Source organism: Mesorhizobium sp. M0571 (assembly GCF_040320985.1).
GTDB lineage: Bacteria > Pseudomonadota > Alphaproteobacteria > Rhizobiales > Rhizobiaceae > Mesorhizobium.
Map to the genome: position 1 here is coordinate 62613 of NZ_JAMYQT010000023.1, position 23947 is coordinate 86559.

Below are 23947 nucleotides of genomic sequence, written 5' to 3' on the forward strand. Positions count from 1 at the left end.
CCTTTTCGAGACTCGGATCCGGCCTCCACCCGCTGTGGAGGCCAGATTCGATGAGGCTGCGGTAATCACGGGCAGTATGGGAAAAGCCTTTGATATTCATGATACGGGTAGGGGTAACCGCAGTAGCCGTCGCCATAGAAGTCACTGCCGTAACCGCGGCCCCTTCTGAACCCATGACCGCCGACATGACTGCCGCTGACATGGATGTCCCTGCCGATGCTTGCGCTATGGCCGCCAAAGCCTCCGCCGCGGTTACCGCCAAAGTCGCCACCGCCCATGCTTGCGGCATGGCCGCCCCCGCCAAAGCCACCGCCGTGGCCTCCGCCGCCATGACCGCCGCCACCGCCGCCGCCGCGTGCCATCGAGACGGTCGCTGTGCCTGTTGCCAGCATTGCGCCCAGGGCGATCGTCGCCAATATTGTCGTTGATCTTTTCATAATACACTCCTATGGTTTCGGCTTTCTTGGGTCTTGAAAGCCACACTGATGTAGATACAGGAGGTATTTCTCGGTATAATACACTTATTTGATATACGTATATCTTGTAATTACATTTGTTTCTTGTTGATTGCATGGCGGCACCGGCAGATGCGCCCTACGGCATGCTGCGATCATAGATCTCGGCCGCAAGGGATTTTGCTCCAGAGCAGGAGCCGACGTCTCGCAACGGATCACCCGACACGAACGCAGTAGCTTATGAGCGGCCCAAGACGTTCCGTGATTGCAGTGTGTGACGGACGGCCATGCCTCTGCAGCGCCGCGTTCGGGCATCCGGCGAGCCAGCGCGGCATTCATCATTCAGATTTCGATGAGTGGATGCATGGCGGCGCTGGCTGCTGGGCATCTCGGCGGCTATGCCCTTCTCAGGCGCCGAGCATCACGTGGGACGGCAGCACGCCTCGATGCAAGCGTCCACGTAGCTGATCATTGCTTCATTCGCCGATGTTGCACGACCGGTGCACCAGGAGGTTGGAAACATAAGCGCTTGCGGCGAGGAACACTGCGGCTTGGCGGTGGATCGCAGGTCAGGTCTCACAAAATCGCCACTCGTCGGGTGCGGCGCTCAGCTTCTCTCAGTCAATACTCGTGGGCATTGTGCGTTGGCGCGAGCGGTATGCGGGCCATCGCATTGGCTCGTTGCGAGCTTGTCGATCATCGACGCGGTTTCCGTGCTCAAGCTACCTTTGCGATTTCCCCGTGCGGGTCGATGACAAACTTGTTCGCGATGCCGGCGTCGAAGGACTTATAGCCCTCCGGCGCCTGGTCGAGGGTAATCACCTTGACATTGACGATGTCGGCGATCGGCAGCCTGTCCCACAAGATCGCCTGCATGAGCTGTCGATTGTACTTGATGACCGGAGTCTGTCCGGTGTGGAGGCTGTGGGATTTTGCCCAGCCGAGACCCAGGCGAAGGCTGAGATTGCCAAGCTTGGCTGCCTTCTCCTTTGCTCCAGGATCTTCAGTCACATACAGTCCGGGGATGCCGATGGCGCCGGCCGGGCGGGTGACCTCCATGAGGCTATTCAGCACGACAGCAGGCGCTTCGACGACATGGCCATCGCCGCTGTACCCCTTGGCCTCGAACCCGACGCAGTCGATGGCGCTATCGACCTCCGGGACGCCGAGGACATCAGCGACGAGTTCGCCCAGCCGATCGTGTCTGGAGAGGTCGATCGGCTCGAAGCCGACCTTCTTGGCGTGCGCGAGCCGCTCCTGGTTCATGTCACCGATCAGCACGACAGCGGCGCCGAGGATGCGCGCGGCTGCGGCGGCCGCCAGCCCGACCGGCCCCGCCCCAGCGACGTACACGGTCGACCCGACACCGACCTTGGCGGTGATTGCACCGTGGAAACCCGTGGGCAGAATATCGGACAGGCAGGTTAGGTCGCGGATCTTTTCCATCGCCTGTGCCTTGTCCGGAAACTTCAGCAGGTTGAAATCGGCATAGGGCACCATGACGTACTCGGCCTGCCCACCGATCCATCCGCCCATGTCGACATATCCGTATGCGCCGCCGGCGCGATCGGAATTGACGTGAAGGCAGACCCCGGTGTCGCCCTCGCGGCAGGTGCGGCAGCGTCCGCACGCCACGTTGAACGGGACCGACACTAGATCGCCGACCTCGAGATACTCGACGTCGCGGCCTTTCTCGATCACCATGCCGGTGATCTCATGGCCCAGCACCATGCCGGCCGGCGCGGTGGTGCGGCCGCGGACCATGTGCTGGTCGGAGCCACAGATGTTGGTCGAAACGACCTTGAGAATGACACCGTGATCGATCTCCTTCCCTGCTGGATTGCGGAAAGTTGGAAAATCGATCTTCCGGACTTCGACCCTGCCGGGTTCGAGATACGCGACTCCGCGATTGGTGGCCATGTCGAACTCCTGCGCACTCAGATTGTCGTGGCAGGGTCACACACAGGGGACGGAATTGCTGTGCAGAAATTGCCCGGTGTTGCTTGCCCTTGCGGCTTTCTCGGATTCGCGGGCTAGGGAACCACAGCATCGAGCCGACGCCTCTTTCGTAAGCCGAGAGCAGGAAATACAGGCGCCTCTCCCTTTGGCACGAGAGGGTACGCAGCCGACCCGCTCCCCCCTCCTGTCATTGGTACTATCGTCCACCTATTTCACGCTGACAGCGCCCGGGTTTCGGCACGCTTCGCATAGACGACCTTCACTGCATTTTGCAATTTTTCGAAGGCGCGCATCTCAATCTGGCGCACCCGCTCGCGCGAAATGCCGAATTCGCTGGAGAGATCTGCCAAACTCCTCGGGTTATCTGCAAGCCGACGCGCTTCAAGGATGCGCCGCTCGCGTGCGTTGAGCACGCCAAGCGAGTCGATCAGCGCCCTATGCCGGCTGGAGTCCTCCTCGACCTGAACGAGCTTGTACTCCTGGTTGTCCTCGCCCTCGATCAGCAAATCCTGCCATTCGCCTTCGGCCTGACCTCGCAGGGGGGAGTTGAGCGACGCGTCCCCGCCCATGCGGCTGTTCATGTAGACAACTTCCTGCTCGGTCACGCCAAGACTGGATGCGATCAGTTCCACCTGATCTGGATGCAGGTCACCATCGTTAAGCGCCGAGATGCGAGCCTTGAGACGCCGCAAATTGAAGAACAGCTTCTTTTGATTGGGTGTCGTGCCCATCTTCACCAATGACCAGGAGCGCAGGACATATTCCCGAATAGACGCCTTGATCCACCACATCGCATAGGTCGCTAGACGAAGGCCGCGCTCCGGTTCGAAGCGATCGACCGCCTTGATCAGGCCGATGCTGCCCTCTGATATTACCTCCGAGATCGGCAATCCATACCCGCGGTAACGCATCGCAACCTTGGCAACGAGGCGAAGATGCGACACCACCAGTTGGTGAGCGGCCTCCGGGTCGTTGTGCTCGCGCCAGCGTTTCGCCAGTGCTTGTTCCTGCTCTGGCGTCAGCATCGGGAGATGTTTGATCTTTTCGAGATAGCGGCTAAGCCCGCCTTCGCCTGTCAAGATTGTTGTTGCTGCGCGTTGCATGAAGTACTCCTGGCTTATTCCGCACGAGATCCGTTATCTATTGACACCATAGGCGCTTTATATTCGTCTCACTGCTTGATGCGGCAGTTGTTTGGAGTTCTGTTCGCTCGACGACCGAACGCGTACTTTGGCATTCACGATTGATTGGGTAGTATTGATGAGGCGCATTTGTTCGCTGCGCACGCGGTCTCTGCTTTTAGCGCGAACTAGGTTTTCCAAGTGCCGAATCGATACACCTGATCAAGGCCTGGCTATCGAACGGCTTGCCAAAGAAGCCGATGGCGCCCGTTTCCTGAGCACGCTTCCGGACACGTTCTTCGGGGAAGGCGGTGATCAAAATGATCGGTATCTGATAGCCATGTGCGATCAAATGGTCTTGCAATTCTATTCCCGTCATTCCGGGCATCTGGATATCGCAGATCAAGCATGACGTATCTTCCAGGATGGATGATCTCAGAAAATCCTCCGCCGACTCGAATGCAGTTGCGATGAGGCCTAGCGATCTAGCGAGGCCCGCAGTTGCAAATCGAACGGATTCATCGTCATCGATGATCGAGATCATCGTATTTCGGATCAATGGACTGTTCCTTAGTACTCGCCGATGATCCGAGCATTGCTGTTTCAACGACTGTTTCTAGGCGATATATTGCGCCTTTGGCCGTGAAAGAGAAAGTTATACAGAAGTGTGACAAACCTATTTCTTGGGAGCAGTTATCCTAAGGGCGGCCGCCATTCTCACCAAGTCGGCTAACGTTCTGGCGCCCATTTTTTTCATCAGACGACCCCGGTGGATTTTCACGGTGATTTCGCTGAGCTGCAGCTCGCCAGCGATTTGCTTGTTCATCAATCCAGTCGCGACAAACGCCATCACCTCGCGCTCCCGGGGAGTGAGGGTGCGCAAAAGGGTCTGGAGCTCCGACAGCGCCCGGTCTCTCTCTCGTCGTTGCCTGTCGCGATCGAGAGCGCCGTTGACGGCATCCAGAATATCCTGATCTCGGAAGGGCTTGGTGAGGAAATCTACCGCGCCGGCTTTCATGGCTCTCACAGACATAGGAATGTCGCCATGACCAGTCATGAAAATAATCGGAAGGTGAATGCCTGCCTTGCCCAACTGCGTTTGAAAGTCGAGCCCGCTCACCTCCGGCAGCCGGATATCGAGCACAAGGCAGCTTGGACCATCGGGAAGCTGGCTGTTCAGCAACTCGGGAGCAGAACCGAAAAGCTGGCAACGCATACCAACAGATCGGAAGAGGCTGCTTAAGGCTTCGCGCAACAACGCATCGTCTTCCACAACCAGGACAGTCGGAGGCACGATGCCGTTGTTGCCCTGTTGCTGGGAGGCAAGGCCGGGGCCTCGGGTCATGACTCGGCATCCTTTTCGACGCGTGGCAGGGAAAATTGGAGTATCGCGCCGCGGCCCGGATTGGGGACGACCCATACACGGCCTCCATGTGCCTCGACGATTGACCGGCAGATCGATAGCCCCATACCTATTCCGTTCGCCTTGGTGGTAAAGAAGGCCTTGAACAACTGCTGCGCACTGCCGGGATCAATGCCCGGTCCCGAATCCTGGACCCTGACATTCGCTTGGTTCGATTCATCGATCGATGTCGTAACGATAATCTCGCGTAAGTCGTTGTCGCTGGAGGTCATTGCCTGAATCCCGTTGATCAGGAGATTGATCAGGAGTTGTTGAAGCTGGATTCGGTCGCCAAGTGCAGGCATCGGCCGATTGGCCAGGTTCAGTTTCAGGGCGATGCGATTTGTAATGAGCTCACGCCGCACCAGCACGAGGGATTCGTTGACGATGTCGTTCAGGTCGACAAGAGACATTTCGATGTCGCCCTTCTTGGCCAGCGACCGAATTCGACGGACGATATCGCTGGCGCGCTGAGCGTCGGCGATACTCCGCCTGACCGCGCTGCGGACCTCATCCAAATCGGGCTTGTCCCGATCGACCCACCGCAGGCACGCCTCGCCGTTCAAAACGATGCCAGCAAGCGGCTGGTTCACCTCGTGCGCGATCGAGGCCGTCAGTTCACCCAATGTGGTGAGGCGTGTCACATGGGCGAGGTCGGCCTGTGCCTTCAGGACTTCGACTTCGGCCTGCCTGCGCTGTGATATGTCCGTATTCGTTTCGAGAACCGCCAGCGGTTTGCCATCGGCATCCTTCTTCAGCGACCAGCGGCTGGAAACGACAATGGCGGATCCATCCTGCTTCGTGTGCACGAGTTCGCCTTCCCATCGGTCGGACCTCAGCAACTCCTGATTGATTTCACACAGGCTAGCTGGAAAGACCGTCCGCAAGAGCTGGTGGGTGGACTTTCCGGCTGCGTATTCCGCAGACCAGCCATAAATGGCCTCGGCGCCACGATTCCAATAGGTGACCAGATCGTCCATGCCGCGTACGAAAATTGCGTCATGCGTCAAATCGAGCAGTTGGGCCTTTTCGGATAAATCCGTCGAGGTCGCCTGGTTTTTAAGGACAAGAAGGGTGGTAATGGCAATGGCCGCGATGCTCATGAGGCAGCGGCTGAGTGCGCCCCCACTGGCGTCGATCCCGTGAACGAGCCAGAAGCTCAATAAGGTGAGCGCTATACAGGCGAGTGAGGACAAGACAATGCCACGCCTGCGCAAGGCACCTGCTCCGAGCAGAGGAACGACCACATAGAGGACCGAGACATCCCCAGAAAATTGATCGATCGTATCGACAGCGAATATCCCGGCGGCCAGGAGGATGGCCAGGGGCGCCAGCAGCCGCGAATTGCCGGATGCTCGCGGAGATAGTCTATGCCGCATAAGGTCTCTGCTCAGTTTCTGGTCGACGCTTGCGCTGCTGATCGACTCTCCGTGTCACCCGGTCTCAAAGTTCAACGTAAGCAACGAGATCCTTTTTTGCTTGTTCGAAATTGCGGTCGTCGGCGTCCGATTGCACCATTGTCGCAGCAACACCTCGCCGAGAGCCATCTCGAGAGATTGAGCGACCCGCAAGCTTCCACGCGATCACCGACGTGATTGGTTTCGGTTTGCTCGGGCATGGCTTCGAGATGCGCCCGGCGCAAGCCATGCGCTTGACCTCACCGATAAGAAATGAACTCGGGGAGGATGCCGATCAGCCTTGCCAGTGCGATCCGCGGATCACGCTGCAGAAGTTCCCGCGCTGGAAATGCGGGTCCTTGTCCGCGAGAACGTCGGCCTTGACGTTGCCGAATGTGGTATCCGGCTTGTGCTTGATGCCGTCATAAAAGGCCTGGATGATGTCTTCCTTGAAATGCGGCGTGCGCGGGAACGCGTTCACGATCGCCTCGCGCTCGGCGTCGGAGTATTCTCGGTAGGACAGGCCAAGGACGTCCATCTCGACGCCCGCCGTCACCAGCGCGACGACCGGATGCATGTGTTTCGGAATGCCGGGCGTCGTGTGCAGCGCGATCGCTGTCCACACCGTCTCGATGTCGGTCTGTGTGATCCCGTGCCGCTTCAGGAAATCCCGCGCCGCATTGGCGCCGTCGACCTCGAAGCGTTCGTCGGCGCTGCTGTGGACTTTGGTCAGGCCCATGTCGTGGAACATCGCCCCCATATAGAGCAACTCCGGGTCGAATTTCAGGCCGCGATGTTCGCCCGCCAACGCGCCGAACAGGTAGACCCGGCTCGAGTGATTGAAGAGCAACTCGGACTCGGTGTCGCGGACGATCTCCGTAATCTCGCGCGCAAGCTTGCTGTCGGGAATTCTGACGGCGGCAATGTCATTCAGGTCCCGCTTGGGATGCAGTTGGGTCTTGGTCGGGCTCATGGGGTCTCCTAAGGCCGGTAAGGATCGGCGCGCGCTGTGCCGTCTGCTTTGTAGGCTTGGCGCACTGGAACGGCTCGTCGGCCATTGTCGGACTTGTTGCAAGATTGCGCTCGCGACATGCGGTTGACGCAAAACCGCGACAATCGCAGCAACAGGGCTAAAGTCATTTCCAACTCCATAGACTAGCCTTTTGGTCCCGGTGTTGTGGCCAATACACTTCGGTTGAGGACGATGCTGGGAGAACAAGGGTGACGCTGCCGCAGGCGGTCGCGTTGCTGGATTTCGATGTCTCACATCCGATGTCTCACAGGAGATTATTTATGACCGACCGCGTCCCGCCTATGACCCATGCCACTGGTTCGCCCGTGGTGGACAACACCAACATCCAGACGGCGGGACCGAGGGGGCCGGCGCTGCTCCAGGACATCTGGCTGATCGAGAAGCTGGCACATTTCGACCGTGAGGTGATTCCCGAACGCCGCATGCATGCAAAGGGTTGGGGCGCCCATGGCACCTTCACCGTCACCAAGGATATCTCCCGCTACACCAAGGCGAAGATATTCTCCGAGGTCGGCAAGCAGACGCCGATGCTGGTCCGCTTCTCGACGGTAGCGGGCGAGCGTGGCGCGGCGGATGCCGAGCGCGATATCCGCGGTACCGCCATGAAATTCTATACGGAGGAGGGCAATTGGGACATCGTCGGGAACAATACGCCCGTCTTCTTCTTTCGCGACCCGCTGCGCTTTTCGGACCTGAACCACGCGATCAAGCGCGATCCGCGCACCGGTCTGCGCTCGGCGGACAACAACTGGGATTTCTGGTCGCTCCTGCCGGAAGCGCTGCACCAGGTGACCGTTGTGATGTCCGACCGTGGCATTCCGCGAAGCTTCCGCCACATGCATCTCTTCGGCAGCCACACCTTCTCGATGATCAACGCCGCCAATGAACGCAGCTGGGTCAAATTCCACTTCCGCTCGCAGCAGGGCATCGAGAACCTCACCGACGAGGAGGCGGCCGCGCTGGTCGCGAACGATCGCGAGAGCCACGGACGCGATCTGCTCAACGCCATCGACAGCGGCAATTTTCCGCGATGGACGTTGTCGATCCAGGTGATGAGCGAGGAGCAGGCCCGGACCCACAAGCACAATCCGTTCGACTTGACCAAGGTTTGGCCGAAGGCCGACTATCCGCTGATGGAGGTCGGTGTGATGGAGCTCAACCGCTATCCCGATAATTTCTTCGCGGAAATAGAGCAGGCGGCATTCTCGCCGGCCAACATCGTTCCCGGCATCGGCTTCTCGCCGGACAAGATGCTCCAGGGCCGGCTCTTCTCCTACGGCGATACCCAGCGATACCGGCTGGGCGTCAATTTCAACCACATCCCTGTAAATGCACCGAAGTGTCCGTTCCAAAGCTATCACCGCGATGGCGCGATGCGGACTGACGGCAACCTTGGTGCGACACCGACATATTGGCCCAACAGCAAGAGCACCTGGATCGACCGCAACCTGGCGCTGATCGACCCACCGCTGCCGATCGAGGGTAGCGCGACCTATTGGGACCATCGTGTCGATGACGACCACTATGAGCAACCCGGCAACCTGTTCAGGAAGATGAGCCCCGAGCAGCAGCGGCTTCTGTTCGAGAACACCGCCCGCGCCATGGGCGACGCGCGCCTTGAGGTCAAACAGCGCCATATTGCCAACTGTGCCAAAGCCGATCCCGCATACGGCGCCGGCGTTGCGAAGGCGGTGGGCGTGCCTTTCAACCAGCAGACGATGGCCGCCGAGTAACGCCCGCTCGCTTTGCCGGCCGGCGCGCTCCTCCCGTGCCGCCGGCTCCCCCAGACAACTTAATGCGAGCGCCGCACGCCAATGCGAGCACTGCACGCTCGTCTCCGGAGATCAACCATGTCCAACCATGTTGCACCCAAGCTCCTTGCGGAGTTCATCGGCACCTTCTCGTTCGTCTTCATTGGAGCCGGCGCCGCGGCCGTGGTCGGCAGTGGTGTCGGCCTTCCCGGCATCGCCGCGATTGCCTTCGCCCACGGCCTGGCCATCATGGCCTTCGCTTTCGCCTACGGACCGGTGTCGGGGGGCCATTTTAACCCCGCCGTCACTGTAGGCGTGCTCCTCGCCGGAGCAATGCGCACCGGCGAGGCTGTCGGCTACATTGTCAGCCAGTTGGTTGGCGGTATCATCGGGGCGCTCCTGTTGCGGGCTGTGCTGGGCGGTGCGTCGACCGGCCTCGGCACACCTTCGCTCGCGCACGACCTCGCTCTGGGCGCCACGACCCTGACGGTCACGCCCTCCGCCGGCTTCGTGATCGAGGCGGTGCTCGCCTTTTTCCTGGTCACGGTCGTGTTAGCAACGGCGGTCGCGGGCCGCGCCGGCAACCTCGCGCCGCTGGCGATCGGCATGACCCTGACCCTCAACATCATCATGGGTGGGGCCCTCACGGGCGCCCCGTTCAACCCGGCACGGGCACTGGGCCCAATGGTCGCGACGGGCAATTTCAATGACGCCTGGCTTTATATGATAGCCCCGATCGTCGGCGCCATCATTGCCGCCATCGTGCATACCGGCTTGGCTCGGCTCGCACACGAGCCGGCGACGCCCGGGGCGCGGGCGCCGACGCCGGCCGAGTGACCGTGCCGGCACTCATCGCTAACCCATCGCTTCGGGGCGTGCGCTTGCAACTCCGGAACGTGCCACTTGCAGACATCTGGGGGGCGATTTGCAGGCTGCCTTCGATGCGTGCGCAAGAGAAGCGATAAGCAGATCGAAAGCCAGCCAGCCAAAGACGGAGGCACCCATGACCCCGAAGACTCTCGTTCCGGCCAACCGGCCGTCGTCCCCGCCTGAGCACGTCACCTGGGCCGTGCCGGGTCACGCAATCGACCCGTCGCACTGTCCGGTCAACCACGCGCTCGGCGGTTCACCACCCGACTATCTGAGTGCCAAACCGAACGTTCCGTCGCATCTCCCGGACGGAACAATGAACTACGAGGGCTTCTTCCGGCAGCAACTGCATGATCTCCATATGGAGGGCAACTACCGGGTGTTCTGCGATCTCGAACGCCACGCGGGGAATTTCCCGCGCGCGACCCGTTTCAACGGCCAGGTCCAGTCGACGGTGACGGTCTGGTGCTCAAACGACTATCTCGGGATGGGGCAGCATCCGTCCGTGCTGGCGGCGATGCACGAAGCGGTCGACCGGTGCGGCGCTGGCGCCGGCGGCACCCGCAACATCTCGGGAACCAGCCACTACCATGTGTTGCTGGAGCGGGAATTGGCTGATCTGCACGCCAAGGAAGCGGCCCTGCTGTTTACCTCCGGCTACGTGTCGAACTGGGCGGTGCTCAGTACGCTTTCGTCCCGACTGCCGGGCTGCGTCGTCCTCTCAGACGAGAGCAATCATGCCTCGATGATCGAGGGCATCCGGCACAGCCGGGTGGAAAAGCGGATCTGGCGCCACAACGATCCGGAGGATTTGAACCGCAAGCTGGCGGCGTTGGATCCCGGACGGCCGAAGCTGGTGGCGTTCGAGTCGGTCTATTCGATGGACGGCGATATCGCCCCGATCGCGGAACTCTGTGATGTCGCGGACGCGCACGGCGCCATGACCTATCTCGACGAGGTCCATGCCGTCGGGCTCTATGGTCCGCGCGGCGGCGGGATCGCCGAACGCGAAGGGCTCAGCCATCGTCTGACTGTGATCGAGGCGACGCTTGCCAAGGGTTTCGGTGTGGTGGGCGGCTATATCACCGGCAGCACAGCGCTGTGCGATTTCGTGCGGAGCTTCTCGTCGGGCTTTATCTTCACCAGCGCGCTGCCCCCGTCGGTCGCGGCGGCTGCGCTCGCGAGCATCCGGCATTTGAAGACGAGCGACAGCGAGCGCCAGCAACATCAGGCGGTGGTCGCTTCGCTTCGCAAGCGATTGGACGCGGCTGGATTGCCCCACATGACCAATCCCAGCCATATTGTCCCGCTGATGGTCGGCGACCCCGTGCTGTGCAAGCAAGTCAGCGACGTTCTGCTCAGCGACTACGGAATCTACGTGCAGCCGATCAACTATCCGACGGTGCCGCGCGGCACCGAGCGGCTGCGCATCACGCCGTCACCGCTGCATACCGCACAGGATATCGACCATCTGGTACAGGCGCTCTCGGCAATCTGGTCGGAGCTCCAGCTCAAACGCGCGGCATGAGCTCCGGAATCCGCCACTGGAGCGCGCAGTAGCTGGGGAACCAAAGTGCGAACTCGGCGCTGACGTCAACCCGTTCATGCCGCACCTTTATGCCGTCCTGGCCGAGAAGGAGCGCCATATGATCTCGGAACGCATCAAGGCGCCGGCTGATGTGGATCAGCGCGTCGCGAGATAACTAACAAATCCGGCCGCGGCCCTTGTCAGTGGCTGCGTCCAGCGCCGCTTGCGGCCAGTTCGTATGACACCAGGAGACTCCTGCAGCGAGAAGGCCGAAGGCTGTCCATACTTTTCGAAGCGCAGGGCTTCATGGCCATCATTGGCGTTCTCCATGCAATTTTCCGGACACTTCCTGCATGGCCGGAACGCCGGCCAACAGGACACTGAGGCCTTCGGCCATCGTCGGGTGAGTCAAAATTGCATCGCGTAGTCCAGTGTACGCAAGGCCGGCCAGCATGGCGCTCTGCACGGCTGCGATAACCTCTCCGGCGCCGGCGCCGAGCATCGTGAAGCCAAGAATGCGATCGCTATGCGCGTCGATGAGCGCCTTCATGAAACCACGCGTCTCGCCGGTGGTCCGGGCTCGAAGAACCGAGTTCATGGAGAGGCGCGCCACTCGGATTGCAATCCCGCGGCGCTTCGCCTCTGCCTCGCCGAACCCAACCCGCCCCAGTTCGGGATCGATGAACATGCAGTAGGGGATCAGTCGATCGCGAGTCGTCCGCGAACCTCCCGCCAGATTGCCGCGCACGACCCGGAAATCGTCGAATGCCACATGGGTGAATTGCGGGCTCCCGGCACACTCGCCCATCGCCCAAACCGCGGGCGCCGTAGTCTCCAGGCGTTCGTTCACCTTGACGTAGCCCCGCAGGTCCAATTCGACTCCAGCGCTCTCGAGACCGATGGCGCGCGTATTAGGCGTGCGTCCTGCGGCGACGAGCAGATCGCTTCCATCGATCTCTCGTTCGCCGGCCGGCGTGCGCAGCCGAACTTTTACTTGGACACCAGATCGACCGTTTACGGCCTCGATCGCAGCATTCAGCACCACGTCAATGCCGTCATCCGCAAAAATTCCGCGGACGGAATCGGCGACGTCGGGGTCCTCTCGGGCGATGAGCTGCGGGGCTTGTTCAATCACGGTTACTCGGCTGCCGAAGCGCCGAAAAGCCTGCGCCATCTCGAGGCCGACATAGCCGCCGCCGAGCACGATCAGATGCGCGGGAAGCCGATCGAGATCAAGCGCCTCGACGTGAGTCAGCGGAGCAGCGTCGGCCAGCCCGGGAATATCGGGGACGGCTGCGCGCGTGCCGAGATCAAGAAAGACGCGCTCGCCCTCAAGATGCCGTATCCCACCCTGCGTCTGCCGGACTTCGATAGTCCTGGGCGCAACGAAACGACCCTCGCCGAGAATGAATTCGAGGCCGTCAGCCGCAAACCGCGCCTTGTGGATCGCGATCAAGCCATCGACCAATTCACGCTTGCGTTGTTGCACGCCGGCCATGTCCAAGGTCCAGGGACCAATGTGCAATCCGAAAGTTTCGGCATGGCGAACGAGTTCCACAACCTTCGCGCTATGAATCACGTTCTTGCTGGGCAAGCAGGCAATGTTGGGACATGAACCACCGATCAGTCCCTTTTCGACCACGGCGACGCGTTGCCCCAATCGCGCCAACTCCCAAGCGATGTACTTGCCGGCCTCTCCACCGCCCAACACGACATTCTGGAAGCGCTCAAGACTGCTCATCAGAATCGTCCACGAATACTTCAATCGGGAGAGGGTGATTGATCACGTAGACACCGTAGTTCCGGTCGTGCTCGTTGGGTTGGAACACGCCGCTCGCGTCCCTGGCGCGGGCCAGCAGCGTATATTGCCCCGGTTTTTTCGGTGTAAGCCAATCGAATTTCCAACGTCGCCACGCATGCCGCCGCACAGGATCCACGAACTGCGCCTCGGCCCAGGTTCGGCCACCATCGGTGCTCACTGCGATGTCGGCCACATCGGTCTCGCCTGTCCATGCAGCACCGGAAATTGTGTAGATCCGGTTCGGGACCAGCGTTTCGTAAACACGCGGTCGTGCGATCTCGGACTTGAGCTGCATTTCGCCCAACGGCCGCCGCACGGGCTTCCCGTCCATCGAAGCCCAGTAGGCATAATCCGATGTCTGCCAGTAACCGTGAAACGGCTCACATACGGCCTGGATGCGCATCAGCCACTTGACGGAAGCCATTCCATAATGACCGGGTACAATTGCGCGCACCGGATACCCGTGGTCCGGCGGCAGATCACGACCGTTCATCTGGTAGGCAATCAGGACTTCCGGTTGAACTGCTTTGGCTCGTGGCAAGCTCCAGGCGTAGGAAATCGGATCCGGGGGCAGGGGCTCTTCCTTGGGTGTTCCGCAATCCGCCCCTTCGAACAGGATCTCGCAAACATCTTCCTCCATGCCGGCACGCTCCAGCAATGCTCGCAGGGGCACACCGGTCCATTCGGCATTGCTGACCGCACCGAGTTCCCATTGTGCTCCTTGCACCTGCGGGACGAGAAAGACCCGGCTATTGCCCGCGCATTCCAAAGTCGCGATCCGGGTCTCGCATGGCATGCTTCGCAACTCGTCGTAGCTCAATGTGAATGGATGCCTGACAGCACCATCGACGCGTAGTTGATAAGAGGCGCCGTCCAGGGCTGGTGTCGGAAAATGACTTCGTATGTAGAACAGCTCCGTCGGGGTGAGGTACGAGTCGATCCTATCGAAGGGAGCCTCCAGATTCTTTGGGTCCTTTTGTCGGATTGTGAGACCGGCCGAAAAGGACAGACCCGTATTGTCGACGTAATGCTTTTTTGAACCGTCCATTATCGTCACCTTATAGACTGCTGATCAGGCGTGCAGTGCTTCCGGCGGCAGCCCTGAGCCAAAGTCAGGTGAATCGTCATGGCCATGCCAAGCAACGCCAGGAACAGAGCCACAATCACGCCTTGCCTGGAGAGGGAGCGGTTCGCGAATTGACCGCTGCTCATTTCATCAACCAATCGAACATAACGCCATGCGAAGAGATTCACGACTGCGCCGATCGCGACAAGCGCCGTTCCGAACCAAAGTGAGGGCCCGTGCGGGGCCACGCCCGACGCGGATTGTGTGATGTGGGGCTGGTCGGCAAACAGCTCGAAATGCGCCACCACGAGCCCGAAACCCATCAAAGCGATGCCGGTGCGAATCCAGGCGAGAAACGTTCGCTCTTGCGCGAGATAAACCCGCAGGTCAGTCACAGGCTTCGACGTGATATCCATTTCGCCTCCAGACGATTCGCAGGCACGCGTCGCAGGTCATCGGGGCAGGACGCGCCGCTCCTGGCAATGTACTCCGCATACCGGAAATGACTTGGGCTCCATTGCTCTCATCGTGCCGATTTTGCGTCTTAAGCGGCCGCTTTAGATTCCCGACTCTCGAGAGATGGGTCGCCGTTTCGACCCGCGCGCCCAAGAGGCGGCGTGCACCAGCCTATTGCCGATGCCGATACGACCGCTTCGATTCCCAGGGGGCCGTGACAGGCGGGGATCCTGCCGACGATCGGGCAACACCCCGTCAATCGGTTGCCGTCCACCAACTGTGTGAAGACTGATGGCTGCGAAAGGCCTGGTGCTCGGCAAGGGAAGACGCCCCGAAGAGGTGAGCACCCTCTGCACTGACCGGGCACGGATCAGCCGGCATATCCGCATGCTCGTCCAGGCAGATCAACAAGCAGCTATCGCCTGGCTTGCTGATTGCCTGTCTCTATGAATGTGTTAGTTTTCCCGATGCACGGCGACAACGAGCCTGTCAGCGGAGCGCTGCAGTTGGAATCGCTTCGGTTAGGCGCTGAGGGAGGCGATATCCCCCAGGTATGGGAGGATGGCGAACGCCTCTTCCGCCGGCGTTGGCGCTTGGATGCTGACGGTAACCGCAGCGCAGTTCTGGTCGTGCAATTCGCCGCGGCGCACCCGCCACCGGCCAGTCTCGCTCGGCTCGTCCACGAATATGGGTTGAGGGACGAACTGGATAGCTCGTGGGCGGTGAAACCGCTGGGGCTTGGGTCCGAGCGCGGGCGCAGCATGCTGGTGCTCGAGGATCCCGGCGGCGAGCCGCTCGACCGCCTGCTCGGCATTCCAATGGAGGTGGGACGCTTCCTGGCCCTCGCCATCGGCATTGCCGTGGCGGTGGGCAAGCTCCACCAACGCGGCCTCATCCATAGGGATATCAAGCCGGCCAATATCGTGGTGAACTGCGCGGACGAACAGGTGCGGCTCACCGGATTCGGCCTCGCCTCGCGTCTGCAGCGCGAACGCCAATCGGTCCGGCCTCCGGAAACCATTGCCGGCACGCTTGCCTATATGGCGCCTGAGCAGACCGGTCGGATGAATCGCTCGGTCGATTCCCGCAGTGACCTCTACTCACTTGGCGCGACGCTTTACCAGATTCTGACCAGCCATCTCCTGTTTGACGCAGCCGATCCGATGGAGTGGGTCCACTGCCACATAGCAAGCAAGCCAGTGCCCCCCGGCAAGCGGCGCAAGGAGATCCCTGGCGCCATCTCCGCAGTCATTATGAAGCTGCTCGCCAAGACCCCCGAGGACCGCTATCAAAGCGCGGTTGGCCTGGAGATCGACCTCCGGCACTGCCTTGCTGCCTGGGAGGCCGAGCGCCGGATCGATGCCTTCCCGTTGGGGGAACACGACACGCCAGGCCGCCTTCTCATTCCCGAGAAACTCTATGGGAGAGTGGATGAGGTCGATGCCTTGCTCGCCGCCTTCGATCGCATCGTCAAGGGCGGCGCGCCTGAGTTGGTGCTGGTTTCCGGATATTCAGGCATCGGCAAATCCTCGCTCGTCAATGAACTGCACAGGGTATTGGTACAGCCGCGTGGGCTCTTCGCATCAGGGAAGTTCGATCAGTACAAACGCGACATCCCCTACTCGACGCTGGTGCAGGCTTTTCAGAACATTGTGCGACCTCTTCTCGCCAAGAGCGACACCGAGTTGGCGGGTTGGCGCGATGCCCTTCTGGAGGCGCTTGGGCCGAACGGACGGCTGATGGTCGATCTGATCCCCGAACTGAAGTTCATCATCGGCGAACAGCCGCCCGTCTCGGAGCTTGAGCCGCAACAGGCACAAAAACGCTTTCAGCTCGTGTTTCGGCGACTTATCGGTGTCTTCGCAAGACCTGAACATCCGCTGGCACTCTTTCTCGATGATTTGCAATGGCTCGATGCTGCGACGTTGGATTTGCTCGAGGATCTGCTGACCAGGCCGGATGTCCGGCACTTGATGCTGATCGGCGCCTACCGGGACAATGAAGTGGATTTCGCCCACCCGCTTATGCGGAGGCTCGAAGCCATCCGCAAAGCTGGCGCGATAGTGCAGGATATTGTTCTTGCACCGCTGGTGCGTGAAGACCTTGAGCAGTTGATTGCTGATTCAATCCGCTGCGAATTCGAACACTCCGCCCCATTGGCCCAACTGGTGCACGAGAAAACGAGTGGCAACCCGTTCTTTGCCATTCAGTTCTTGTCAACCTTGGCCGAAGATGGACTGCTCACGTTCGATCAGGGCGAGGCGCGGTGGTGTTGGGACCTCGATCGCATTCATGCCAGGGGTTACACCGACAATGTGGTTGATCTCATGGTCGGCAAGTTGCATCGGCTGCCCGTCGAAACCCGGAACGCTTTGCAACAGCTTGCCTGCATAGGAAACAGCGCGGAGTTCGGGTTGCTCGGGATGTTGTATCGGGGCTCGACGGAGAATATGCACGGCGACCTTTGGGAAGCGGTCCGGACGGACCTTGTGTTCCGCTCGGAGGCTGCCTACAGGTTCCTTCATGACCGCGTCCAGGAAGCCGCCTATTCATTGATTCCTGAAGACTCGCGCGCGGCTGCCCATCTGCGGATCGGCAGGCTGCTGGCGGCGAACACGCCGCCGGTAAAGCGAGAGGAGGCGATCTTCGAGATCGTCAATCAGCTGAATCGCGGTGCCGCACTGATCAACTCGAAGGACGAGCGCGAGCGGCTTGCCGAGCTCAATCTGATCGCGGGCAAGCGCGCGAAGGCGTCTACCGCGTATGCCTCGGCTCTCATTTATCTCGCCGGCGGCGCGGCGCTGCTGGCGGAAGACTCGTGGACGCGCCTGCCCGAACTCACCTTCGCGCTCGAGTTGAACCGGGCCGAATGCGAGTTCCAGACCGGAGCGCTGACGCAAGCCGAGCAGCGACTGACGGCTCTGTCGGCCCGCGCCGCGACGACGGTCGAACGCGCCAGCATCACTTGCCTGCTGGCTGATCTGTACACGAGCCTCGACCAGGGCAGCCGCGCGGCCGCTGTCAGTCTCGACTACCTGCGATATCTGGGTGGGGAGTGGCCGCGGCATCCCACAGCGGAGGACGTACACCGCGAGTACCAGCGGATCTGGTCGACGCTTGCAGACCGCCAGATCGAGGCGCTCGCGGATTTGCCTTTGATGAGCGACCCGGCATCTCTCGCTACGATCGATGTTCTGACCAGACTTTCGGCGCCCGCCTGGTACATGGATGCGAACCTGGCTTCCCTGATCATCTGTCGAATTGTCAATCTCAGCCTCGAGGGCGGCAACAGTGCGGGCTCGTGCTACGCTTACGTGGTGCTTGGCCTGGTCGCCGGATGGCGCTTCGGCGACTACAAGGCCGGGTTTCGATTCGGCCGGCTGGGCTGTGACCTTGTGGAACAGCACGGGCTGAAGGATTTTCAGGCCAGGGCCTACGTGATCTTCGGAAGCGTTGTCCTGCCGTGGACGAGACATGTCCGCACTGGCCGCGATCTGGTACGTCGCGCGTTCGACGCGGCCAGCAAGATCGGCGACCTCACTTTTGCCGGGTACTGCTGCAACCACCTGAACACGAACCTTCTGGCTGCAGGCGATCCGCTCGATGAGATCCAGGCGGAAGCCGAGCGTGGTCTCGCCTTTACACAGAAGATCCGGTTCGGTCTTGCCCTTGATGCCATCGTCGCGCAGCTCGGGCTTGTCCGGACCCTTCGTGGCTTGACGCCGAAGTTCGGCTGCTTTGACGAGGACCAGGTTTCCGAGCTTGAGATGGAGCGCCGCTTCTCCGCCAACCCGGATCTGAAGGGGCCTGAAAGCATGTACTGGCCCCGCAAGCTGCAAGCGCGCTTCTTTGCAGGCGACTATGCGGCCGGCCTCGAGGCGGCGGAGCGGATGCGACGGGTTATCTCGTCGACACCGTCGCACTTCGAAACGGCGGAGTGTGAGTTTTACGGTGCTCTCGTCCAGGCGGCATCCTGGGATTCCGCAGCGGCCAGCGAGCGCCGGCAGCATGCCGAAGCGCTCGGCGCGCACCACCGACAGCTTGAAATCTGGGCTGAGCACTGCCCGGAGAATTTCGAGAATCGCGCCGCGCTGGTCGGCGCCGAGATCGCTCGCATAGAGGGCCGCGATGCCGACGCGATGCGCCTCTATGAACAGGCCATCTCCTCGGCTCGCTCAAACGGCTTCGTTCACAACGAGGCGATCGCCTATGAGCGCGCTTCCGCCTTCTATCGGGCGCGTGGCTTTGACCAGTTCGCCGAACTCTACCTGCGCAACGCCCGCTACAGCTATCTGCGCTGGGGAGCCCATGGCAAGGTGCGGCAGCTCGATGAATTGTATCCGCGCCTCAGAACGGAAGAGCCGGCACCTGCTCCCACGAGCACGATCGGCGCGGCGCCGGTCGAACACCTCGACCTGGCGACCGTGATCAAGGTGTCGCAAACAGTGTCGGGCGAGATGGTTTTCGAGAAACTGCTCGACACGCTCATGCGCACCGCCATCGCGCATGCGGGTGCCGAGCGCGGCCTGCTCGTTGATGCGCGCGGGGCTGAACCAAGGACCGCAGCGGAAGCCACGACCAGCGGCAACACCGTTCTCGTGCAGCTGCGCGACGAGCCCGTAGCCGCGGACGTCCTCCCGGAATCGGTTCTGCACTATGTCCTTCGCACCGGGGAGAACGTAACTGTCGAGGATGCCATGGTTCACCCCGAGCTTGCGGCGGATCCCTATGTCCGTCAGCGCCACGCGCGGTCCATTCTCTGCCTCCCCTTGGTCACCCAGGCCAAGCTGATAGGCGTGCTCTACCTCGAGAACAACCTGGCTCCCCGCGTCTTCGCGCCAGGTCGCATTGCGGTGCTGAAGCTACTCGCCGCGCAGGCTGCAATCTCGCTTGAGAACAGCCGTTTGTACCGTGATCTGGCGGAGCGCGAGGCGAAGATCCGGCACCTTGTCGACGCCAACATCATCGGCATCTACGTCGCGGATTTCGAAGGTCAGATTCTTGAGGCCAATGGCGCATTTCTCCGCATCGTGGGATGCGATCGCGAGGATCTCGTCGCAGGTCGCCTGCACCGCGACGACCTGACGCCACCGGAATGGCGCGACCGTACTGCGCAGGCGCTGTCCGAGCTGAAGACGACCGGAACAATCCAACCCTACGAGAAGGAATACTTCCGTAAAGACGGCAGCCGCGTCCCAATCCTGCTCGGCGCGGCAGCCTTCGATGAAACCGAGTACCAGGGTGTCACATTCGTGCTCGACTTGACCGAGCGCAAGCGGGCGGAAGCCGAGGCACGCGAGAGCGAGCGCCGCTACCGCGAGGTGCAGATGGAGCTAGCGCACGCGAACCGCGTCGCAACCATGGGCGAGCTGACGGCCTCGATCGCCCATGATGTGAACCAGCCCATTGCCGCGACAGTCATCAACGCTCAGACGGGGCTGCGTATTCTCGCTGGCCAGACGCCGGATCTGGAGGAGGTGCGCCAGGTGCTCGCCAGCATCGTTAAGGATGGCAATCGAGCGGGCGAGGTCATCGGTCGGATCCGTGCCCTCATCAAGAGGGCGCCGGCACGGAACGATCGCCTGGAGATCAACGAAACGATCCTTGAGGTTGTCGCGCTGACCCATGCCGAAATTGTGAAGAATGGTGTTGCAGTGCAGACGGAACTCGCGGATGGCCTGCCGCCCATTCAAGGAGATCGGGTCGAACTGCAGCAGGTGATCTTGAACTTGATCATCAACGCCGTCGAGGCAATGAGCAACGCCGGCGAGGGGGCCCGGGAATTGCTGATCAGCACCGGGCAAGCCGAGTTGGGCGGTGTGCTCGTCTCAGTGCGCGATTCGGGTCCAGGGTTGGCTCCATCGAAGATCGAGCGCCTCTTCCAGGCCTTCTACACAACGAAGCCAAGCGGTTTGGGCCTGGGGCTGTCGATCTGCCGTTCTATCATCGAAGAGCGGGGCGGACGATTGTGGGCAAGCGCAAACGCGCCCCACGGCGCCATCTTTCAATTCACGTTGCCTGCCCTTCCAGATATTGCGGCGTGACTGAAACGCTCGGGACTTTCGCTTGCCGATTGCTGCCGTCTTTATTATTGGTCGCCAGTTGCAACAATGCCGCGCGGACTGCGAAAGATCATCCTCGAGCGACCCCTTTCCAACTCACAAAGCTGCCCGCGTAAAATAACAGCCGATCGAGCCTGTTCCATCCCGATGGAAAAATCTGGATGGGCTCTAATTTGTTGTTTGACCATGATTTTATCCGAAAACCGGTTCCCACTTTTTCGGGATCATGGTCCTAGTCCCGCATGTTCTATTAAGCCGCTCCGATAGCCGAATGAAATGAACTTTTTGCCGCCCATTGAAGCAAGCTTACCGTCCTGAAAGGTGATTATCGTCTCCAACATAGTATGACCGATGAGCTTGCCAGCCTTGTAGACCGGCGATCCGAGATAGATGCCTGTGCAGATCCGCCGGCCGGTGAGGACTTCGAGCTCGTTTGTGGTTACGTGGGTCGCTACGCCATTCGCGTCACAGTAGATCGCCGTTGCCCTGCCGGCGATCACAGGTATACCGGCGTCGACCGTGATCTGCCCGTCCGGCTTCAACATTGGCATTGGCAGCATCGTATCGAGTGCGATCTCGGTGACCAGCCCAGCAAGGGCCGTACGCGGTCGGATCGCATTGTAGAAAACGACTACGGAAGCACCCTCCCTTGACGCACGCGCCTCGGCAAGATCGGGGCGGCGAAGGACCCGCGCCGAGTTGCGTCCATAAACCTGCCCATTGCGGTCAATGGCGATCAGGCCGGCGTCGACCTCGGGATTGCGATCCATGACGGTATCCACGGCCACCTGTGCCGGCTGCCCTCCTTTCATCAGGTCGAGAACCTGCTGATTGACCGCGATCCCGTCAACCCCGCTCGCTATCGGCATGCGATGGCCGGTAACGAGGCCAGCCAGAGGGTCGGCACTCAGGAACTTCTCAGGCTCCGGCCTGTCCGGGCCACTGGAGATGACGGCGGCGCGGGTGGCGGCCGCAACCTGCGGCGGCGGGTCGGTACCGGTGATCTCACCCTCGATGAAGAGCGTCGACGTGCCGCCGCGCTGCGTTTCGTGGCGCAGGAGCTTGCCATCCACGGTGATCGCAGCGAAAGTCGCGAAGCCGCCGATGCTGCCGCTGCCAACGCGCTCGACCGCGCGCAAGGTGCGATAGATGGCCAAGCCAGCATTTGGCCCGCAGGCGGCGATACCGATGGTCATTTCAGTTGCCTTCTAACGTCATTGGATCGGCGACGTTGAGCCGGGTGATGTAACGCTGGACTAGCAAAGCAAGGATGAGCGGCGGGATTGTGGAAAGGACGCTGCCTGCAGCGAACAGCGTCATGCCGAGATTGGCACCTCCGCTCGGCATGGTTGGCGAAAATGCGAGCAGGGCGGGAGATAACGTCTGCTTCGCCGTACCCCCAGTGAGAACGACTGCGAACAGCAGCTCGTTCCAGGCGGTCAGGAATGCGATCACAAAGGCGGCCGCAATTCCAGGCAACGCCATTGGGATGGTAATATGCCAAAGCGCCCGCAGGCGACCGCAGCCGTCAATGCGGGCAGCGCGTTCGATCTCGATCGGCAAGCTCGCAAAATAGCCCATCAACACCCAGGTCAACAGGGGCACGACCGCTGTCAGGTAGGTGACGATCAGGCCGAGATAGGTGCCGACGAGGTGAAGGGCTGAAAGGATCACGAAATAAGGGATGAGGACCGCGATGGGCGGTAGCAGCCGGACGGAGAGCAGTGCAAAGAGGAGCGTGTTCTTGAAGGAGAAGCGATAGCGGCCGAATCCATAGCCGCCGATGATCGCCATGGCGGTTCCGATGACCGCCACCGGGATCGCAACGATGGCACTGTTGAGGAACCCGCTCGCGACCGCCTCCGGCTGTCCGCCGAAAACATCATTGATCGTTGCGATCCCCATGATGGCCTCGTAATTGGCGAAGCCCATTCCACTCGGCCATTGCAACAAGCCGCCGTTGACAAGCGCATTGAATGGCATCAGCGAAGCCCACACCAGCGCGAGGATAGGGATAAATGTCCATGCGATCACCAGCGCTATGCTGACCCAAAGGATTGCATACTCGCCAGCGGTTTTTCTCATGACAACATCGCCTCTCCTGGGGCCGGCATTCCGGATCGTGCTTCTTCGCCCGCTGCGGCGTCAGCAATTCTTGCCAGTCGTCGGCGGCGCATCAGGACGAAGAAATAGAGTGTGGTGATGATCATCCCGACCGCAACCAGGATATAGCTGGCGGCAGCTGCAAGTCCGTAGCGCGAGAACTCGAAGGTGTAACGGAAGATCAGCATTGGAAAGGTCTGCGAGGCGGTGCCCGGGCCGCCGCGGGTCATCGCGAAGAGCAGGTCGAAGCTGCGGAATGCTTCCACCGTGACCGCCACGAGGACGACCATCACGGTTGGGCGCAGATGCGGCAGCGTAACGTGAATGAAACGCTTGAACGCAGATGCGCGATCGATCCGAGCCGCCTGATAGAGGCTGTCGGGCACCGTTTGCAGTGCCGCGAGAAAGAAGAAGGCGCCGAGCGGCGTAATGTGCCAGACAAAGGCAATTGCCACCCAGTAAAGAGCGGTAGTCTCGTTGACCCAGGCATGGTTGGCCTTCACCAGTCCAAGCGAGTGCATGACGCCGGTCAGCGCACCGAATGTTGGATTGTTGATAAAAATCCAGGCCGTCGCGGTCACCACTTCGGAGATCGCCCAGGGAAGCAGGATAGCGGCACGCAAGAAACGGCGCCCCGGGAAATCCTCGTTGAGGACAAGGGCAATGCCGAGTCCGAGAGGGAGCGAGGCGCAGGCCACTACGGCCGTGAATTTGAGGCTCAGCAGCATCGCCGCGATTGCCTCGGAGCTGGTGAGGATTTGCCGATAGTGGTTGAATCCAATGAATTCCTGTGTGCGTAGGATCACGTCGCGATCGTGAAAGCTGATCCATGCGGCGTAGATGAGCGGCAAGATGAAGATGACGGCATTGAACAGGACCAGACTGGCGACGATCCTGAGGGCGAAGCGCGAATCGGATTGCGCAAGCGATTTCAAGCTGCGGC

General features: G+C 60.8%; 19 protein-coding genes. 5 read left to right on the forward strand and 14 right to left on the reverse strand.

Features of this window, described 5'->3' with window-relative positions; all coding sequences use genetic code 11:
- Positions 1-65 precede the first annotated feature (65 nt).
- The 7 genes from NKI85_RS24495 to NKI85_RS24525 all read right to left on the reverse strand — a co-directional run bounded on the left by NKI85_RS24495 (position 66) and on the right by NKI85_RS24525 (position 7307).
- Complete coding sequence (locus NKI85_RS24495; RefSeq protein ID WP_352778426.1) at positions 66-437, reverse strand: hypothetical protein; 372 nt, start codon at positions 435-437, stop codon at positions 66-68.
- 735 nt (positions 438-1172) lie between these two features.
- Entirely contained in the window at positions 1173-2375 is a 1203-nt protein-coding gene (gene fdhA, locus NKI85_RS24500; protein ID WP_352778428.1) for a formaldehyde dehydrogenase, glutathione-independent, read from the reverse strand.
- A gap of 251 nt (positions 2376-2626) precedes the next feature.
- Complete coding sequence (gene rpoH, locus NKI85_RS24505; protein ID WP_352778430.1) at positions 2627-3517, reverse strand: RNA polymerase sigma factor RpoH; 891 nt, start codon at positions 3515-3517, stop codon at positions 2627-2629.
- 196 nt (positions 3518-3713) lie between these two features.
- Positions 3714-4079, reverse strand: coding sequence for a response regulator transcription factor (locus NKI85_RS24510; protein WP_352526891.1), 366 nt, complete (start codon positions 4077-4079; stop codon positions 3714-3716).
- 132 nt (positions 4080-4211) lie between these two features.
- The gene (locus tag NKI85_RS24515) at positions 4212-4880 is read right to left on the reverse strand and encodes a response regulator transcription factor (RefSeq protein WP_352526890.1); all 669 of its coding nucleotides are present in this window, start codon (positions 4878-4880) and stop codon (positions 4212-4214) included.
- Positions 4877-6316 carry a PAS domain-containing sensor histidine kinase gene (locus NKI85_RS24520; protein ID WP_352526889.1) on the reverse strand — a complete coding sequence of 480 codons (1440 nt, stop codon included), beginning with the start codon at positions 6314-6316 and terminating at the stop codon, positions 4877-4879. Before NKI85_RS24520 ends, NKI85_RS24515 begins: the two co-directional genes overlap by 4 nt.
- A 313-nt stretch (positions 6317-6629) precedes the next feature.
- Positions 6630-7307, reverse strand: a complete 678-nt coding sequence (locus NKI85_RS24525) for an HD domain-containing protein (protein ID WP_352778433.1) — start codon at positions 7305-7307, stop codon at positions 6630-6632.
- A 320-nt stretch (positions 7308-7627) separates the two neighbouring features.
- On the opposite strand from NKI85_RS24525, the gene NKI85_RS24530 reads away from it, so the two are divergent.
- The 3 genes from NKI85_RS24530 to hemA all read left to right on the forward strand — a co-directional run bounded on the left by NKI85_RS24530 (position 7628) and on the right by hemA (position 11516).
- Positions 7628-9100, forward strand: coding sequence for a catalase (locus NKI85_RS24530; protein WP_352778435.1), 1473 nt, complete (start codon positions 7628-7630; stop codon positions 9098-9100).
- 117 nt (positions 9101-9217) lie between these two features.
- On the forward strand, positions 9218-9955 hold the full coding sequence (locus tag NKI85_RS24535) for an MIP/aquaporin family protein (RefSeq protein ID WP_352526886.1): 738 nt from the start codon (positions 9218-9220) through the stop codon (positions 9953-9955).
- A gap of 349 nt (positions 9956-10304) precedes the next feature.
- On the forward strand, positions 10305-11516 hold the full coding sequence (gene hemA, locus NKI85_RS24540; RefSeq protein WP_352526948.1) for a 5-aminolevulinate synthase: 1212 nt from the start codon (positions 10305-10307) through the stop codon (positions 11514-11516).
- Positions 11517-11672: 156 nt separating this feature from the next.
- On the opposite strand, the gene NKI85_RS24545 is transcribed toward hemA, so the two are convergent.
- The 4 genes from NKI85_RS24545 to NKI85_RS24560 are packed head-to-tail and all read right to left on the reverse strand — an operon-like array spanning position 11673 to position 14799.
- A complete protein-coding gene (locus NKI85_RS24545; protein WP_352526885.1) occupies positions 11673-11846 on the reverse strand; it encodes a hypothetical protein in 174 nt (57 codons plus the stop codon).
- A complete protein-coding gene (locus NKI85_RS24550) occupies positions 11830-13257 on the reverse strand; it encodes a mercuric reductase (protein ID WP_352526884.1) in 1428 nt (475 codons plus the stop codon). The genes NKI85_RS24545 and NKI85_RS24550 overlap by 17 nt, the downstream gene beginning before the upstream one ends.
- The gene (locus NKI85_RS24555) at positions 13244-14365 is read right to left on the reverse strand and encodes a sulfite oxidase (protein ID WP_352526883.1); all 1122 of its coding nucleotides are present in this window, start codon (positions 14363-14365) and stop codon (positions 13244-13246) included. The genes NKI85_RS24550 and NKI85_RS24555 overlap by 14 nt, the downstream gene beginning before the upstream one ends.
- 5 nt (positions 14366-14370) lie before the next feature.
- Positions 14371-14799, reverse strand: coding sequence for a YidH family protein (locus NKI85_RS24560; protein ID WP_352526882.1), 429 nt, complete (start codon positions 14797-14799; stop codon positions 14371-14373).
- Positions 14800-15130: 331 nt separating this feature from the next.
- Between NKI85_RS24560 and NKI85_RS24565 the strand changes: the two genes are divergently transcribed.
- Together NKI85_RS24565 and NKI85_RS24570 are read left to right on the forward strand one after the other, a co-directional pair.
- Positions 15131-15289, forward strand: a complete 159-nt coding sequence (locus NKI85_RS24565; RefSeq protein ID WP_352778438.1) for a hypothetical protein — start codon at positions 15131-15133, stop codon at positions 15287-15289.
- Between the two features lie 92 nt (positions 15290-15381).
- Positions 15382-20883, forward strand: a complete 5502-nt coding sequence (locus NKI85_RS24570) for a trifunctional serine/threonine-protein kinase/ATP-binding protein/sensor histidine kinase (RefSeq protein ID WP_352526947.1) — start codon at positions 15382-15384, stop codon at positions 20881-20883.
- Between the two features lie 242 nt (positions 20884-21125).
- Here NKI85_RS24570 and NKI85_RS24575 read toward each other — a convergent pair whose 3' ends face one another.
- The 3 genes from NKI85_RS24575 to NKI85_RS24585 are packed head-to-tail and all read right to left on the reverse strand — an operon-like array spanning position 21126 to position 23939.
- Positions 21126-22097, reverse strand: a complete 972-nt coding sequence (locus NKI85_RS24575) for a DUF6963 family protein (RefSeq protein WP_352526881.1) — start codon at positions 22095-22097, stop codon at positions 21126-21128.
- A 1-nt stretch (position 22098) separates the two neighbouring features.
- Complete coding sequence (locus tag NKI85_RS24580; RefSeq protein WP_352778440.1) at positions 22099-22986, reverse strand: carbohydrate ABC transporter permease; 888 nt, start codon at positions 22984-22986, stop codon at positions 22099-22101.
- Positions 22983-23939 carry a carbohydrate ABC transporter permease gene (locus NKI85_RS24585; protein ID WP_352778442.1) on the reverse strand — a complete coding sequence of 319 codons (957 nt, stop codon included), beginning with the start codon at positions 23937-23939 and terminating at the stop codon, positions 22983-22985. The genes NKI85_RS24580 and NKI85_RS24585 overlap by 4 nt, the downstream gene beginning before the upstream one ends.
- Positions 23940-23947 lie beyond the last annotated feature (8 nt).